We start from the raw sequence: 14,953 nt of genomic DNA on the forward strand, positions 1-14,953 counted from the left end.
GACGGCAAAACAGGTCAACCGTCCTGTTTTGACGCGGCAGGTTTCCGAACAGCGACGGCGACCGATACGGGCCCGGAAATGAAATGGACATGAGCGAGCTTACGCAATCCTCCGCGCCAAGGCGTTTCATCGGCGGCCAGCTGCTGGGCAGCAGCCAGCTGGTGCTCGGCGTGATCCTGGCCGTGCTCTGCATCGCCATTTCGATTGCGGCGCCGCAATTCTATTCCGAGGCCAACATCATCGCCATCCTGCGCCAATGCGCGCTGGTGCTGATCGTTGCCTCCGGCATGACGATGCTGATCATCACCGCCGAAGTCGACCTGTCGGTCGGTGCATCGCTGGCTTTTGTCGGCTGCATCGGCATGGCCGTGCTCAATTCGACGCACAGCCTGACGCTCGGCCTGCTGGCGGCGCTCGCCTTTTCCGGTGCCGTCGGCCTGTTCAACGGGCTGGTCGTCACCAGGCTCAAGGTGAACTCGCTGATCGCCACCATTGGCACGATGATGATGCTGCAGGGCGGCGTCTATCTGTTCACGCGTGAAGCGGTGCAGAACCACCACCGGCTTGCAAGCTTCACCGATCTCGGCGCCGGCTATATCGGCGCGATTCCGCTCCCCGTGGTCATTGCCGCTCTGATTTTCGCGCTGGCCGCGGCAACGCTGCGCTTCACCACACTCGGCCGCTATCTCTATGCTGTCGGCGCCAACGAGCGCGCGGTCCGGCTCTCCGGCGTGCGCTCGCAACGCTTGAAACTGTTCGCCTTCGTCGTCACCGGCCTGTGCGTCGGCATCGCCGGCATGATCCTGTCGTCGCTGATGAATGCCGGCCAGCCGACCGCCGGCCGCGGCTTCGAGCTGACGGTGATTGCCGCCGTCATCCTCGGCGGCACCAGCCTGCTTGGCGGCCGCGGCTCGCTGCTCGGCACATTGCTGGGCGTGCTGGTGCTGAAGGTCATCGACAACGGCATCATCATCCTCGGCTGGAACCAGGATCTGCAGATGGTGGTGCCGGGCATCGTCATCATCCTGGCGACCTATCTCGACATCGTGCGGAACAGAGCCAATGTCGGTTGATTTCCTCCACCCCGCCGAAACCGTGGCTGTCGACAAAAGCGTGCCGGCGCTGGAGATGCACGGCATCGGCAAGCGCTTTCCCGGCGTGGTGGCGCTGGACAATGTCGACCTGACCCTGGAACCCGGCAAAATCCACGCCCTGATGGGCGAGAACGGCGCCGGCAAGTCGACGCTGATCAAGATCATGGCCGGGGTCTACGGCAAGGATGCCGGCACCATCCGCCTGCGCGGCCGCGAGGCCGACATCAAGTCGCCGCGCGACAGCCTGAAAGAGGGCATCAAGGTGGTGTTCCAGGAGATCGCGCTGATCGCCGAATTCAACGTCGCCGAAAACATCTTCCTCGAAGGCTATCCGACCGGCAAAGGCGGCTCGATCGACTGGAAGAAGATCCGTGCCGATGCGGACGCTCTGTTCAAGCGCATCGGCTTCAACGTCGACCCGGCGGCACGCACGGGATCGCTGCCGGTCAGCCAGCAGCAAATGGTCGAGATCGCCCGCGCACTCGCCCATGAAGCACGCGTCGTGGTGATGGACGAGCCGACCTCCTCGCTGACGCCGAACGAGGTCTCGCTGCTGTTCACCGTCATTCGCCGGCTGGCCGCGCTCGGCATAGCCGTGCTCTATGTCAGCCACAAGCTCGACGAGGTCTTCGAGATCGCCGACACGGTGACCGTGCTGCGCGACGGCCGCCACGTCTCGACCAGGCCGATCGGCGAGCACACCAACGATACGCTGATCCAGGACATGATCGGCCGGCGCATCGAAAACCTGTTCCCGCGCAAGCGCGGCGCGCCGGGCAGCAAGGTCGCGCTTTCCGTTGAAGGGCTCAGCACCGCCAAGAAGCTGAAGGATGTGTCGTTCGAGGCGCATGCCGGCGAGGTTCTCGGCTTCTTCGGCCTGATGGGGGCAGGCCGGACCGAGCTCGCCAAGGCCATCGTCGGTTACGACCCGATCACTTCCGGCGCCATTTCGGTCGATGGCAACCCGCTGCTGCCGCACGACACGCACACCGGCGTCCGGCTCGGCATCGGCCTGCTCACCGAGGACCGCAAGAGCGAAGGGCTGATGGGCGAGCTGCCGGTCTACCAGAATGCCAGCCTCGCCTCGCTCGGTGCCTTCGCCAGGATGGGCTTCGTCGACAAGGCCAGCGAACGCAAGGCGGTGCAGGACTATGTCGACCGTTTTCGTATCAGGACGCCCAGCCTGTTCCAGCAGGTCAAGAACCTGTCCGGCGGCAACCAGCAGAAGGTGCTGATCTCGCGCTGGCTGATGCGAGGTCTCCAGGTGATCGTCGTCGACGAGCCGACCCGCGGCATCGACGTCGGCGCCAAGTCGGAGATTTTTACGCTCATCGACCGGCTCGCCGGCGAAGGCCTGGCGGTCGTCATGATGACGTCCGAGATGCCCGAACTGCTGGGCCTTGCCGACCGTATCGCGGTGATGTGCGAAGGCCGCCTCACCGCGATCATGCCTCGCGACGAGGCCACGCAGGAGAACATCCTCAATGCGGCGATCGGCTAAGACGATGACGCTTCGCAAAGGGAGCAAGCGATGAGCCTTGCAGGCACCCGGTCCATCGAGGCCGCGCCGTCCATGCTGGCGCGGTTGCTGGCGCGGCAGGAACTGGCGCTGCTCCTCTGCCTCATCCTGGTGATTGCGTTCTTTTCCTTCACCGCGGAGAACTTCTTTTCCGTACGCAACATCACCAATGTGCTCGGTCAGGCTTCGCTGGCGCTGACCGCCGGCATCGGCTGCGCCATCGTTTTCATGTCCGGCGAGGTCGACATCTCGATCGGCTCGCTGCTGGCGACGATCGCGCTGCCGCTTATCATCATCATGAACGACACCAACTCGCTTGTGCTCGGCATCAGTGGCGCGCTGCTGTTCGGGCTGATCATCGGCGTCGTGAATGGCTATCTGACTGCCTATGCCGGCATCAACTCGCTGATCGTGACCCTGGGCACGATGTTCATCATGCGCGGCGGTGTCTACCTCTACACCGGCCAGCGCGCCATCCCCGACGATGCAGCGCTCGACAGCTTCATCGCGCTGTCGGACGGTCGCCTGTTCAATGTCATTCCGTATTCGGCGGTCATTGCCATCGTCCTGCTCGTCGTCTTCGCCTACGTGATGCAGCACCGGCCGTTCGGGCGGCAGATCTATGCCGTCGGCGGCAATCCGGAAGTGGCGCGGCTGGCAGGCTACGACGTCCGCCGCGTCAAGTTCATCTGCTTCATCATCAGCGCGCTGCTGGCGACAGTCGCAGGCATCATCCTGGCCGCCCGTGTCGGCTCGGCACAGCATACGGCCGGGCTGAATTTCGAGTTCCAGGTCGTCGCGGCCACCGTGCTCGGCGGGGTGAGCCTTGCCGGCGGCATCGGCAGCCTGACCGGCATGGCGCTCGGCGTGCTGATCCTGCAGTTCCTGTCCAACGGGCTGCGTGGTCTTGGCCTGCCGACCGAGTGGCAACTGGTCATCACCGGCATGATCATCATTGCCGCCGTCGCCTTCGACGAAGCAAAGCGCCGGCGCGCCATTGGAGGCTGATATGGATCGTCTCAAAGGGAAAACCGCAATCGTCACCGGTGCCGCCGACGGCATCGGCCATGCAATCAGCGAGGCGATGGCAAGGGAAGGCGCGCATGTCTTCCTCGGCGACATCGCCGACGAGAAGGGTGAAAACTTCGCGGCCGAGCTGCGCGCCGCCGGCCACCGCGCCGACTACATCCATTGCGACGTGGCCGAGGAGGCCGACATCGCCGCCCTGATCGACGGCGCGGTCGCCAAGACCGGCCATCTCGACATTCTCGTCAACAATGCCGCCATCGCCATCGGCGGCATGCCGGTTCACGAAATGACCGACGAGCAGTGGCACCGGCTGATCGCGGTCAACCTGACCAGTGTCTTCCGCGGCTGCAAATATGCGCTGCCGCATATGATCGCGCAGAAATCGGGCTCGATCATCAACATGGCCTCGGCACAAGGGCATATCGGGCTCGACGGCTGGACCGCCTATGCCGGCGCCAAGGGTGCGGTGATGGCGATGACGCGCCAGATGGCGGTCGAGTTCGGCCCGCTCAACATCCGCGTCAACTCGATCTCGCCCGGCACCATCAACACGCCGATGAACGACAAATTGGTCAAGGAGATCGGCGGCAATCTCGCCAAGGCCTGGATCAAGATGCATCCGCTCGGCCGCATCGGCAAACCGTCCGAGGTGGCCGAAGCCGCCGTCTATCTGGCCTCCGACGCCGCCGGCTTCACCACCGGCACCGACCTGCGCGTCGACGGTGGCCTCACCGCAGCACCCCGCTACGTACCCGACCTGCTTTGACAACAAACGAGACAAAAATGAACAAGGCCCTCGAAGGCGTCCGCATTCTCGATTTCAGCCATTTGCTGCAAGGGCCGTTCGCCACGCAGCTGCTCGGCGACATGGGTGCCGACGTCATCAAGATCGAGCGTGCCGGCGCCGGCGACATGTTCCGCAGCATGACCTTCTTCGCCAAATGGGTCGGCGGCTCCGAGAGCCCGAATTTCCTCGCCTGGAACCGCAACAAGCGCTCCATCGCGCTCAATCTGAAAAGTCGCAAGGTGCATGCCATCATCATGGACATGGCCAAGAAGGCCGATGTGGTGGTGCAGAATTTCCGCCCCGGCGTGCTCGCCAGGCTCGGCTATGGCTACGAGGATTTCAGGGCGGTCAATCCCGCCATTATCTATTGCTCGGGCTCCGGCTATGGCGAGGAAGGCCCTTATGTCGAGCGCCCCGGCCAGGACATGCTGATCCAGGGACTGTCCGGGCTGATTTCCAACACCGGCCGCGGCGATCAGGCTCCTGTTCCGGCCGGCGCCGGCCTCGCCGACCAGATCGGCGCCATGAACATGGTCTACGGCATCCTGTCGGCGCTCTACTATCGCGAGAAGACCGGCAAGGGCCAGAAGATCGAGGTCAATCTGCTGGCCGGCATGCTGGCGCATCTCAATCAGGAATATGTCGCCGTGCTCAATCTCGGCGAGGATTTCGTGCGCCCGAATTCAGGCATCGGCCATCCCGGCATGCAGGCACCGTTCGGCATATACGAAGCGAAGGACGGCGGCTACGTGTCGATCGCCATGAGCCCGTTCAAGACGCTGTATGAAGTGCTGGAGGCGCCGCAGCTTGCTGTGTACGACGATCTGAAGACGTTGTTCGACAAGCGCGACGAGGTGTTCGACAAGGTCAACGCCGAGACCAGGAAGTTTGCCACGCAGGAGCTGCTGGCGCGGCTGCTGGCAGCCGACATCTGGTGTGCCGAGGTAAAGGACATAAGGCGCGCGGCCGAGGATCCGCAGGTCAGGCACATGGGCATGATCACCAGCTACGATCATCCGCGCGGCGGCAAGGTCAGGGTGGTCGCACCGGCGGTCAAGATGAGCGAGACGCCGGCCACTATAGAGCGGCCGGCGCCGCTGGTCGGCCAGCATGGCCGCGAGATACTGGCCGAGTTCGGCCTCTCCAGCGGCGAGATTGCAGCACTTGAGGCGTCCGGCGACATGACCGTGGATGCTGCCTGACGATGAGCGTTTACCAGACACTCAGCTTGGAAATATCCGGGCGCGTCGCGGTCGTCACCTTCCGGCGCGCCGATCAGCTCAACGCCATGAACCGGCTGATGCAAAGCGAGATCACCGAGGTTTTCGAGGCGCTGTCGCAGGATGACGGTATCGGCGCGATCGTGGTGACCGGCGAGGGGCGCGGCTTCATGGCCGGCGCCGACATCAAGGAATACGCTGCCCAGACAGCTATCGAGTTCGACGCCTTCCAGGCCGCCGGCACGCGCATGTATGCGGCGATCGAGAACAACCGCAAGCCGGTCATCGCCGCGGTCAACGGCTTTGCGCTCGGCGGCGGCATGGAGCTGGTGCTGTGCTGCGACATCGTCATCGCCAACCAGTTCGCGAAGCTCGGCCTGCCCGAAATCAAGCTCGGGCTGGTCCCCGGCGGCGGCGGCACGCAGCGCAGCGTCCAAAAACTCGGCCGCAACCGCGCCAATCTGCTGCTGATGACCGGCGCCATCATGCCGGCTTCCGAGTTCGTCGGCGCCGGGCTGGTCAACGAGATCGTCGATGCCGAAAGACTGATGCCGCGGGCGCTGGAACTCGCCGAGATGATCGCCGCCGAACCGGCCGCAGCGATCGAGGGGCTGAAAGCGCTGACCGCGCATGCCGTGTCGGGCGATCTGGCCGGAGGCCTTGCCATGGAGCGCGATGTCCTGGGTGGCCTGTACCGCAGCGAGATAGGCCAGCGCCGCGTCAGGGAATTTGCTGAAAAGAGCGCGACACGGGCAAAGGCTGCAAAATGACGTCCCTGGTCAAGCAAAACCGGCCACGCTTCACCGATGTCGAGGGCTTGGCCGCGATGGTCGGCACCGGCGACGTCTTCGGTGCCGGTGGCCATCATTTTGCCCGGCTGCCGATCGCCTTGTTGCGGGCCATCGCCCGCTCGGGCGTCAAGCACCTTCGCTATGTCTGCTGGGCCGGCGGCCTGCCGCTCGATCTGCTTCTCGAAGCGAATGCCGTGGCGGAGGTCGATATCTGCTTTTCCAGCCTCGATATTTTTGGCTTGCCGCCCCGCTTCCGCGCGGCTGCCGAAACCAATGGCGTGCCGGTCCGCGACTGGACGGCGCTGGCCATGATCCAGGCGTTGCGGGCGGCGCAGCAGAACCTGCCGTCGATGCCGTTTCAGCTTCCGGAGGGTTCGGACATGCTGGCGCGCGTGCCCGGCGCGATCGCCGCGCCCGATCCGATCGCGGGAATCACGACCGGGATCATCCCGGCCTTGCAGCTCGATACGTTCGTCGTCCATGCCCAGCGAGCCGACGAGAGCGGCAATGTCCAGATCATCGGACCACGAGCGCTGGATTTCGCCATGGCCGGGGCGGCGCGCCAGGTGCTGGTCACGGTTGAGGAGATCGTCCCGGTCGGAGCGCTGCGGCATGATGGTAGGCAGAGCATTTTGACCCGCAATCAGGTGTCGGCGATCGCGCTGGCGCCAGGCGGCGCCTATCCCGCCTCTTGCCTGCCATTCTATGTGACGGATTATCAAGCGTTGGCGGGGGCGTTCGCGGCCAAGGAAATACCTTTGTCGGACAGCCTGAGCATGCCTGCGGAAGGCGTGCCGGAGCGGGTTCAAGACACTGCGAAAGTCCGCGCTGAAACAGTCCTCGCAATGCCCGGGCTCGTGCACGGCGAAAAGGCGGCGTCCATCGACGAGATCATCGCCGTCCGCATCGCCGCCGAGCTCGACAATGCGAGCTTTGCCAGTGCCGGCGCGGTGTCGCCACTGGCCAATGTCGCCTACCGGCTGGCCAAGGCGACGCACGCGCCTGATATGATCATCGCCACCACGAGTTGCGGCCATCTCGACATAGCGCCGAGCCCGATGATCCTGTCGCTGATCGAAAGCCTCGATTGCGAGACGGCGGTGGCCCATGCCGGCGGCGATGACACCTATTCGACCTACTACCAGGCCGGCGCGGTGACGCATGAGATCGTCGGTGCCGCGCAGGTCGATCGAGGCGGGCGCGTCAACACCATTGCGCTACGCAAGCGCGACGGCAGCCTTATCCGGCTGCCCGGGCAAGGCGGCATGGCCGATGTCGCCAACATGCATCGCGATTATCTGCTCTACGTCCCCCGCCATTCGGTGCAGTCGCTGGTCGAGACGGTCGAGATCGCCAGCTCGGCGCGCGGACTGTTGACTGAGGCCGAACGCGAGCCGATGGGCTATCGGACCGGCGCGGCACTGGTGTTCACCGACCTTTGCGTGTTTCGGCTCGACCGGGAGAGCCGGCAATTGGCCGTCATCGAGACCATGCCGGGCGTGACGCGCGAGCAGGTCCAGGATGCCACCGGCTTTGCCCTGACATTCGATGCCGATTGCCGCGAGGTTGCGCTACCCTCGAACGAGACGCTCGACATCCTGCGAAACCGCATCGACCCGCTCGGCCTGCGGCGCCTCGAATTCGTCAGCGCCAAGGAGCGTGGCGCGCTGATCGCCGAGATACTGGCGGCCGACCGGCTGATGGTCGAGCGCTGTATTGCCGCGCAGCGATCGCATACCGCAACAGGCTGAGAGGGGGCGGTGCATGGCAAAGCCGTTGCTCGAAATGTCGGCCGCGAAGGTCTTCTTCGACGGCATCTTCACCAGCCCGCGCGTCGCCCATCCGGAAGGCGTGGCCATCCATCGCGACGGCTCGATCTGGTGCGGCACCGAAACCGGCGACCTGCTGCGGCTGGCCGCCGATGGCAACTCGGTCGAACGCATGGGCGGCACGGATGGCTTTCTGCTCGGCATCGCCTTCGACAGCGCGGACAACTGCTTTGCCTGCGATCTCAAACATGCGGCGATCTTTCGCCGAGATGCCGCGACGGCCGAGATGCAGCGCTTCGCCTGGGCCGGCATCCGCGTGCCTAACTATCCCGTGATCGACGAGACACGCGGCTGGCTCTACGTGTCGGACAGCGTAGGCGAAGACAACCGCTCCGGCATTTTTCGCTACGATTTGAAGACTGGCAAAGGCGGCCTGTGGTGCAGCGAGACCATGGCCTTTGCCAACGGCATGGCGATGGCGCCGGGTGGCAATGGGCTTTACGTCGTGGAAAGCCATGCGGCCTGCGTCAGCTATGTGCCGATCCGTGCCGACGGCACGGCAGGGTTCCGCCAACTCGTCGTGGACGGCGTGAGCAACGTTCCCGATGGCGTCGCCTTGGCGCCGGACGGGTCGCTGTTCATCTCTTGCTACGAGCCGAGCCGCATCTATCGTTGGCGACAGGATAGCGGGCTCGAAGTGCTGATCGAGGATCCGGCGGCAACCACGCTCGCCCATCCCACCAACATCGCCTTCAAGGGCGACAGGCTCTACACCGCAAATCTCGGCCGCTGGCATATTACCGAGATCGATTTGAGGGCGATTTCCTAGATCGGGCCGAACCGGGCGGCGCTCGCCAGGGCTATCGGAGCTGGCCGTGACTGGAGCGGATGCGCAGCACCTGCACCCGCGACGGCAGCTCGATCAGTAACTCTTCGTCCCGCTCGAGATGGTGGATTTTTGTCGGATCGCCGCCGGTGAGCGCCGCCATCGCCTCGACGTTTTCCCAATAGGAGATCGTCACGAATTCCGAATGGGTCGGTGTGTCCTCGCGAAAGGTCTGCACGCCCAGGGCCTTCTGGATCAGCGGCTTGATACCGGCTTCGTAATTGTAACTCTCATAGGCATCCGCCTTTTCAGGCACGGTTCTGCCGCGCCAGATACGAGCGATGGTCGGGGTTTTCTTTGTGGCTTTCTCTGTCATGGCCAACGAATTCCTGCTGGTTTGATTGGTCCGCCGGCGTTCGAAGGCTAGCCAAGGAACGTATCTCCCCGGCTGGCAGCCTGGTATCCCGTTGCCAGCGCTTTTCATCCTCCCGGCCGACATAGCTCGCGCTGCCCCAAGCCTCCTTGCCGGCCGGCAGGAGACCTACTCCTGATCCTCGGCGTCTGCTCCGTGGAAGAAGGACCGGATTTCCTGCATGTCGACGCTGCCGTCACCGTCCTCGTCGACGGCGTTGAATATCCGTCCGACGAAATCCTGGACTTCGCTTTGAGAAAGCGCGCCATCGCCGTCCGCATCTACTATGGCGAACATCATTCGCATCCTCGCGCCATGCATCCCGTGTGCAATGCCGCCGCGGCCTCCCATCTCCCAACCTCGGTCCGGCTGGCCCATCCTGTAGCCGCGATGCCAGCGGTCGGGACCTCGCCGCTCTGTCCGAGAGGCGCGATCTTCTTGCATTCTCTCCTCCAGCATCTCGGTCATCATCTGGCGCATCATATCGCGCATGGCGTCCTGCCCGTTCGCTGCGGGCGACTGTTCGGCGCCACGATCCGGCGCCGGCGCCGCGGGCGGGCTCGTCTGGCCGAATGCCGGCGCGGCCAACATGGCCAGCGCCGCTGCAATTACAGTGGTTTTGCTTGCGAGCGTCATCGTAATCTCCATCGGTATGAATTGGTGGCTGCTGCATCCAAGCCAAACCGGCTGCTCGCCTCATGGTTCCTGGTCAGTCGCCACGATGGCGCAAAAGTCCGCCTGGTCGCGGCAACGAAAGCCGCTTGCCCACGTTGCCATTGATGCGAAGCTCCACCAGGAGGAAAAAATGGCTGACGATAAGAGCAAGCGAGATTTCCGCGACCGCGATCGCGTTGCTGCGGAAGACGACCGCGAGGTCGAGTATTTTGCCCAACAGAACGGCATCACCGCCGACCAGGTCCGCCAGCTGATCAAGAGCTTCGGCAATGATCGTAGGCGCCTGATCGAAGCCGCGAAGGCGTTGCGAGGGATTTCACCTGCCGGAGCCGACGAGGTGACCAGCGAAGCCCGCCAACAGAGAACGCCTATGCATCTCGGCAAACCCGACGAGTGATGCCAGGCAGCTGCTCTGCCGCTGCCGCAGCGTCAGAACTTGCGGCTCAAATAATCCGAGCCGCGCAGGCCGAACCGCCACTCTGCATCAACAGCCTTGGAAATGCCGATCCGGCGGCCTGTAAGAATGGCGCTGGCGTCGCCCGGCTGCCTGAAGTCGAATGGCGGCACGTCCAGCGGCAGCCCGTCATGGGATTTGTCGATTGCCAGCGCCTGGCAAAGGCGACCCGGTCCCGAACAAAGCAGCCGGGGATCGTCAACGCCGCGATTGGCCCGCATCGCGTCCAGCCCGGATTGCGGTTCGATTGCGCGGATAAGCACGGCACTGCCGGGCAGGCAGACGGCATTGAGGCACCAATGCAGGCCATAGGAGCGATAGACATAGGCGCTGCCCGGGGCGCCGAACATGGCGCCGTTGCGCACCGTCCTGCCACCGAAAGCATGCGAAGCCGGGTCATCCGGGCGATAGGCCTCGGTCTCGACGATGGTGCCGCCAACGCCGTGCAAGAGCAGCGAGGCGCCAATCATGTCGCGCGCCACGATGGTGGCGTCACGGGCAAAGAATTGATGGGTCGTGGTCACTGTGCAGCAGACTCGTTCACGCCTGAACCTGGCGCGTCGGCAAGTTCCCGGACCGGACACAAAATGTCCAGCCACAGCTCACGGATAAAGGTATTCAGCGCAGCATGGCTGCGCCGATGAAAACCGCCGCGGCCAGCACGACGATGGCGGCAATCACCAGGACCGGCCCGTATCTGCGCGGTTGGACGGCGGGCTCGTCCTGCAGCGGGCGCATCGCATTGGCATAGCTCGCCTGGTTGGTAAACTTCGGGGTTTCACGGGGCCGAGACGGATCTTTTGCCGGAGCGTTGCCGGCTGATTCGGCGTCCGTTTCCATCGGAGCCGCAGCCGGATCGATGCCCGGGGTCTTATCCCCTTCGCGCCCGGCGTCGATATCGCCCCTGGCTTGAGCCGGGCTTCGCCCAAGAGGTGCTGCGTCGGTCATCGTCGAGGTCCTTTCAGAGCATCGGCTTCAAGCATTCTAACCTGCGTCTCATTTCAAAGTTCCCCCGTTTCAAAGTTCCGGCGAGCGGAAACCGCTTGCCTGCCTACAGGAACAACCGGCGATCGAGCGGGTTGAGCAGGGCAGTTCGAAACAGGCTCCAGCGCATGATCTACTTCACCGCCGACACGCATTTCAGCGACCCGCGCATTTTGCGCATCGACCGCCGCCCGTTCGGCTCGCTGGCGGAACATGATCGCGCTCTCATTGCGTTGTGGAACGAGACTGTCGGGCCGGACGACGAGGTCTGGCACTTGGGCGATTTTGCCAGGGGAACGGCAGCTTTCGTGTCGTCGCTGCTGGCGTCTCTTCATGGCAGCAAGCATCTGGTCATCGGCAACAACGATGCTGCGGCCACCATCGACGCCACGGGTTGGGCGAGCACGCAACACTACAAGGAGCTGACGCTCGACGGCAGCCTGCTGATCCTTTGCCACTATCCTTTTCGCACCTGGAACCAGATCGGCAGGAAATCGATCGACCTGCATGGCCATTCCCACGGCCGGCTGACCCCTGTCACGCGTCAGTATGACGTCGGCGTCGACAGCTGGGATTTTCGTCCGGTCACGCTAACCACCATCCTTGCCAGCCGCGACCGAAGGGCGGCTCGGAAAAAACCTGGCTGAAGGCGGCTGGCCGCTACCGGAACCTCTGCGCAGCTGAGGCGTTCGAAAATTGCAAGGCGCAGAGGCAAACGCAATGGCTCAGAAGATCACGACAGGCGCGAACGACCGGCCGCGCAATGAAACCATCGGCCAATCCGGCGAAGGCTTGCCGGACGACAGCAGCCAGCCGCTCGAGATCGACGAAGGCTGGGTCGCCCGGCTGAGAAACAAGCTGCAGGGCAAGCCCCGCCAAGCCGCTCAAACTAACCCGGACGAGGTTCCCGCAGGCATTCCCGGCGCTGGCGAGAATATTTGCCGCCGCTGTGCAGGGTCAGGCATGATCGACGGCCGAATTTGCCCCGAATGCGGCGGAACCGGCAAGGTGATGACGCCGATCGGCGGAGGCTGAGAGCAATTCCGGGAAAAGTGTGAAACGGTTTTCCGTCCGGATTTGCGTCAAAAACAAGGTAGACCGGTTCTGCGCTTCCGTGAAACGATGAACCGTTCCAGCGCGGATCAGATCGCAGGCACCCACTTCCAGAACACGCCCTCCTTGCGTTCCGGGTAGTGCTTGAACTCGCATTCGAAGCGCCAACCGTAGTTCTTGGCCGCGGCAAGCGCTTCCTTGCTGACCGGGTTCATGCCGGTTCCCGGCGCAAACCAGTCCTCCAGCAAGTCATCGGGGATATAGGCGCCGATCCTCAGTGGCAGCTGTTCGAGGACGGCATCCATTTCAGGTGGTGCAGGCACGGGGCGCTCCCTTCGAAACCTACCCGCGAAGAAGTCGTTCAACGCCAGGCGGGTTCATTCTTCTGTTCATAGTCCTGGAAAGCCTTCTGGAGGCCGCCGATCACCTCGGCAGACGTCTCGAACATCGCCCTCAGCTGCGGCTCATCGACCTTCTCGATGTCTTCGCGAAGGTGCTGCTTCACCTCCTCCAACTTTTTCTGCATTTTCTGCGTGTGGTGGCGCGGATCGCGGTCGGCAGCGCTTGTCATGATCAATCTCCAATTTGGTTCTCTGGAGAAACTCGGCCTGGGCTCTGAGGATCGCCAGGCGGGGTTTGCAGCGTAAACGGCTTGCCGATAGCTGTGGTTCCCGACTGTGGAGCGTCTTAGTACCCCTCAGCGCGCCGTTCTCTTTCTCAGCCGTCAGGTAGAGGCGGCGACTGGGCAAGCTGGAGAGGTCGCTTCCAACGAATTCCAGACGCGAGTAGTCCAAACGCGCATAGATGAAACTGAGAACTGATGGCGTCTCTGGCCAAGGACGGCAATCCACCACCTATAGCCTACGCCTCGTCCGCGATCCATTCGACCGAGGCGCCATGCGGGTCTGTCCAAGCTACAGGGGAGCCGTTCGCAGATAGGAGGAAGCGGCCGGGCGGCCAGCTTGTTCCGGCGCGTGTGGCGATGGAGGGGAAGACGCGAGGGAACTCGTTCGATACCCAATAAGGCGAGAGACGCATCGCCTGCTCGGCAAATGCCTCTCTGTCACCAGGGTCGGAGACATAGTCGAGGACGGCTGTGTGAAAGATGACGAGTGTAGCGTCGTTTGGCGCTTCGTTGCAGAGTTGCACGAGGTCGCTCCCGCGCAGGTCGCCCTTCACCACCCGAGGCTTGACTGTGGCAGCGATCTTCAGGGCAGCCCGCAGATTGGCGAGCCGTGCTGTCTGTTCCGGCCAGACCAGTGTCTCAAGCCATGCGACTTGCGAGTCGTCCGAAGCATCTATCGGGCTCAGGTCCAATCCCGCCCGCCAGACGACTTGCGGCAAGGCCGTCGGCAATGGCGTTGTTTCGCTGGCGAGGCATCGGAAGACAGGCGGCTCCAAGGCCATCGCGGGTGCGCGGATCACCTTGCGTCCGTAGTCATAGCCATAGAGGTCGGGCATGAGGCAGAGCCCTGCGGAGGTCCCGACCTCGATGAGGGCCAGCGGCTGCGGCAAACGCGCCAGCACGGGGAGCAGGGTGGCGCATCTTCCCGGCTCGTTGGTTTGCGTTGAGCGCTCGAGCATGAGCGAGCGGATAGCGTCGGGATTAGCCTGAAGCGCCTGGCGAAACTCGGTCCACCCTGTCGGCGTGCCGAACAGGTGACGCACCGCTGCAAGTAGAAGGTTCGGTTGCCGCTTCAGGTCCGGAAGGGTCGACAGGAAACCGAGCGCCTCCCGATCCCCAGCGACTGCCCGAGCCAACTCCTCGTAGAGCGGCGAGCGGCCGCGAGCTTCCGTATCGGCGAAGCGAATATATCGGGCTGAGATCTCGGCCAAGCCCTCCTCGTCCATATCCGCTGATCCTCGGTCCCGACCTCTCATCACAGTACATGATCCACGGATCTGATTGGAGCCAGGCCCGGCGTTTTTACACAGGCTCGACCGGCGGAGGCTGAGCAATTCCAGGAAAAGTGTGAAACGGTTTTCCGTCCGCAATTGCGTCAAGGATAGACCGGTTCTGCGTTTCCGTGAAACGATGAACCGTTCAAGCCCGGATCAGATGGCCGGCACCCACTTCCAGAACGCGCCCTCCTTGCGTTCGGGGTAGTGCTTGAAGTCGCATTCGAAGCGCCAACCGTAATTCTTCGCGGCCGCGAGCGCTTCCTTGCTGACCGGGTTCATGCCGGTTCCCGGCGCAAACCAGTCCTCCAGCAAGTCATCGGGGATATAGGCGCCGATCCTCGTACGCCTCCGGCGAAGGCCGCCTTGCGAGAAGATGGCACGGTAGCGAGGCTGCGCTCTTAAGGTCGTCCTTACGAGCGAAGTTAGCAGCACAGCATG

The 14,953-nt window shown here is 63.5% G+C and carries 19 protein-coding genes; 11 read left to right on the forward strand and 8 right to left on the reverse strand.

What is annotated here, in order from left to right; genetic code table 11:
* Nucleotides 1-89: 89 nt before the first annotated feature.
* Genes AC0L2Y_RS04750 through AC0L2Y_RS04785 form a run of 8 tightly spaced genes read left to right on the forward strand, consistent with a single transcriptional unit; the run spans nt 90 to nt 9,038 of the window.
* Nucleotides 90-1,073 carry an ABC transporter permease gene (locus tag AC0L2Y_RS04750; RefSeq protein ID WP_023720488.1) on the forward strand — a complete coding sequence of 328 codons (984 nt, stop codon included), beginning with the start codon at nt 90-92 and terminating at the stop codon, nt 1,071-1,073.
* Nucleotides 1,063-2,595, forward strand: coding sequence for a sugar ABC transporter ATP-binding protein (locus AC0L2Y_RS04755; protein ID WP_473554152.1), 1,533 nt, complete (start codon nt 1,063-1,065; stop codon nt 2,593-2,595). Before AC0L2Y_RS04750 ends, AC0L2Y_RS04755 begins: the two co-directional genes overlap by 11 nt.
* A gap of 30 nt (nt 2,596-2,625) precedes the next feature.
* Nucleotides 2,626-3,621: an ABC transporter permease gene (locus AC0L2Y_RS04760; protein WP_352492166.1), complete on the forward strand. Its 996-nt coding sequence runs from the start codon at nt 2,626-2,628 to the stop codon at nt 3,619-3,621.
* 1 nt (nt 3,622) lies between these two features.
* On the forward strand, nt 3,623-4,408 hold the full coding sequence (locus tag AC0L2Y_RS04765) for an SDR family NAD(P)-dependent oxidoreductase (RefSeq protein ID WP_473554154.1): 786 nt from the start codon (nt 3,623-3,625) through the stop codon (nt 4,406-4,408).
* Nucleotides 4,409-4,425: 17 nt separating this feature from the next.
* Complete coding sequence (locus AC0L2Y_RS04770) at nt 4,426-5,631, forward strand: CaiB/BaiF CoA transferase family protein (protein ID WP_473554156.1); 1,206 nt, start codon at nt 4,426-4,428, stop codon at nt 5,629-5,631.
* Nucleotides 5,632-5,633: 2 nt separating this feature from the next.
* Nucleotides 5,634-6,419, forward strand: coding sequence for an enoyl-CoA hydratase/isomerase family protein (locus AC0L2Y_RS04775; protein WP_352492169.1), 786 nt, complete (start codon nt 5,634-5,636; stop codon nt 6,417-6,419).
* A complete protein-coding gene (locus AC0L2Y_RS04780; protein ID WP_473554158.1) occupies nt 6,416-8,191 on the forward strand; it encodes a CoA-transferase in 1,776 nt (591 codons plus the stop codon). The genes AC0L2Y_RS04775 and AC0L2Y_RS04780 overlap by 4 nt, the downstream gene beginning before the upstream one ends.
* A 13-nt stretch (nt 8,192-8,204) precedes the next feature.
* Nucleotides 8,205-9,038, forward strand: coding sequence for an SMP-30/gluconolactonase/LRE family protein (locus AC0L2Y_RS04785; protein ID WP_473554161.1), 834 nt, complete (start codon nt 8,205-8,207; stop codon nt 9,036-9,038).
* A gap of 31 nt (nt 9,039-9,069) precedes the next feature.
* Here AC0L2Y_RS04785 and AC0L2Y_RS04790 read toward each other — a convergent pair whose 3' ends face one another.
* Complete coding sequence (locus tag AC0L2Y_RS04790; protein WP_473554162.1) at nt 9,070-9,411, reverse strand: hypothetical protein; 342 nt, start codon at nt 9,409-9,411, stop codon at nt 9,070-9,072.
* Between the two features lie 165 nt (nt 9,412-9,576).
* A complete protein-coding gene (locus tag AC0L2Y_RS04795; protein WP_473554165.1) occupies nt 9,577-9,930 on the reverse strand; it encodes a hypothetical protein in 354 nt (117 codons plus the stop codon).
* A gap of 106 nt (nt 9,931-10,036) precedes the next feature.
* On the opposite strand from AC0L2Y_RS04795, the gene AC0L2Y_RS04800 reads away from it, so the two are divergent.
* Nucleotides 10,037-10,519: a DUF3606 domain-containing protein gene (locus tag AC0L2Y_RS04800; RefSeq protein WP_473554167.1), complete on the forward strand. Its 483-nt coding sequence runs from the start codon at nt 10,037-10,039 to the stop codon at nt 10,517-10,519.
* A gap of 32 nt (nt 10,520-10,551) precedes the next feature.
* Here the strand turns inward: AC0L2Y_RS04800 and AC0L2Y_RS04805 are convergent, their stop codons facing one another.
* Both AC0L2Y_RS04805 and AC0L2Y_RS04810 read right to left on the reverse strand, forming a co-directional pair.
* The gene (locus AC0L2Y_RS04805) at nt 10,552-11,100 is read right to left on the reverse strand and encodes a DNA-3-methyladenine glycosylase (protein ID WP_473554169.1); all 549 of its coding nucleotides are present in this window, start codon (nt 11,098-11,100) and stop codon (nt 10,552-10,554) included.
* A 94-nt stretch (nt 11,101-11,194) separates the two neighbouring features.
* Nucleotides 11,195-11,524 carry a hypothetical protein gene (locus tag AC0L2Y_RS04810; protein WP_473554171.1) on the reverse strand — a complete coding sequence of 110 codons (330 nt, stop codon included), beginning with the start codon at nt 11,522-11,524 and terminating at the stop codon, nt 11,195-11,197.
* A 164-nt stretch (nt 11,525-11,688) separates the two neighbouring features.
* On the opposite strand from AC0L2Y_RS04810, the gene AC0L2Y_RS04815 reads away from it, so the two are divergent.
* Nucleotides 11,689-12,207, forward strand: coding sequence for a metallophosphoesterase family protein (locus AC0L2Y_RS04815; protein ID WP_473554174.1), 519 nt, complete (start codon nt 11,689-11,691; stop codon nt 12,205-12,207).
* 73 nt (nt 12,208-12,280) lie between these two features.
* The gene (locus tag AC0L2Y_RS04820) at nt 12,281-12,595 is read left to right on the forward strand and encodes a hypothetical protein (RefSeq protein WP_473554175.1); all 315 of its coding nucleotides are present in this window, start codon (nt 12,281-12,283) and stop codon (nt 12,593-12,595) included.
* A gap of 107 nt (nt 12,596-12,702) precedes the next feature.
* Here AC0L2Y_RS04820 and AC0L2Y_RS04825 read toward each other — a convergent pair whose 3' ends face one another.
* The 4 genes from AC0L2Y_RS04825 to AC0L2Y_RS04840 form a co-directional block, all read right to left on the reverse strand.
* Nucleotides 12,703-12,936, reverse strand: coding sequence for a hypothetical protein (locus AC0L2Y_RS04825; RefSeq protein ID WP_352492179.1), 234 nt, complete (start codon nt 12,934-12,936; stop codon nt 12,703-12,705).
* 38 nt (nt 12,937-12,974) lie between these two features.
* Entirely contained in the window at nt 12,975-13,184 is a 210-nt protein-coding gene (locus tag AC0L2Y_RS04830; RefSeq protein ID WP_473554177.1) for a hypothetical protein, read from the reverse strand.
* Between the two features lie 290 nt (nt 13,185-13,474).
* The gene (locus AC0L2Y_RS04835; RefSeq protein ID WP_473554179.1) at nt 13,475-14,464 is read right to left on the reverse strand and encodes a DUF2332 domain-containing protein; all 990 of its coding nucleotides are present in this window, start codon (nt 14,462-14,464) and stop codon (nt 13,475-13,477) included.
* Nucleotides 14,465-14,668: 204 nt separating this feature from the next.
* Nucleotides 14,669-14,890: a hypothetical protein gene (locus AC0L2Y_RS04840; protein WP_473554208.1), complete on the reverse strand. Its 222-nt coding sequence runs from the start codon at nt 14,888-14,890 to the stop codon at nt 14,669-14,671.
* Nucleotides 14,891-14,953 lie beyond the last annotated feature (63 nt).

It is taken from the genome of Mesorhizobium sp. WSM4830, from assembly GCF_055811495.1.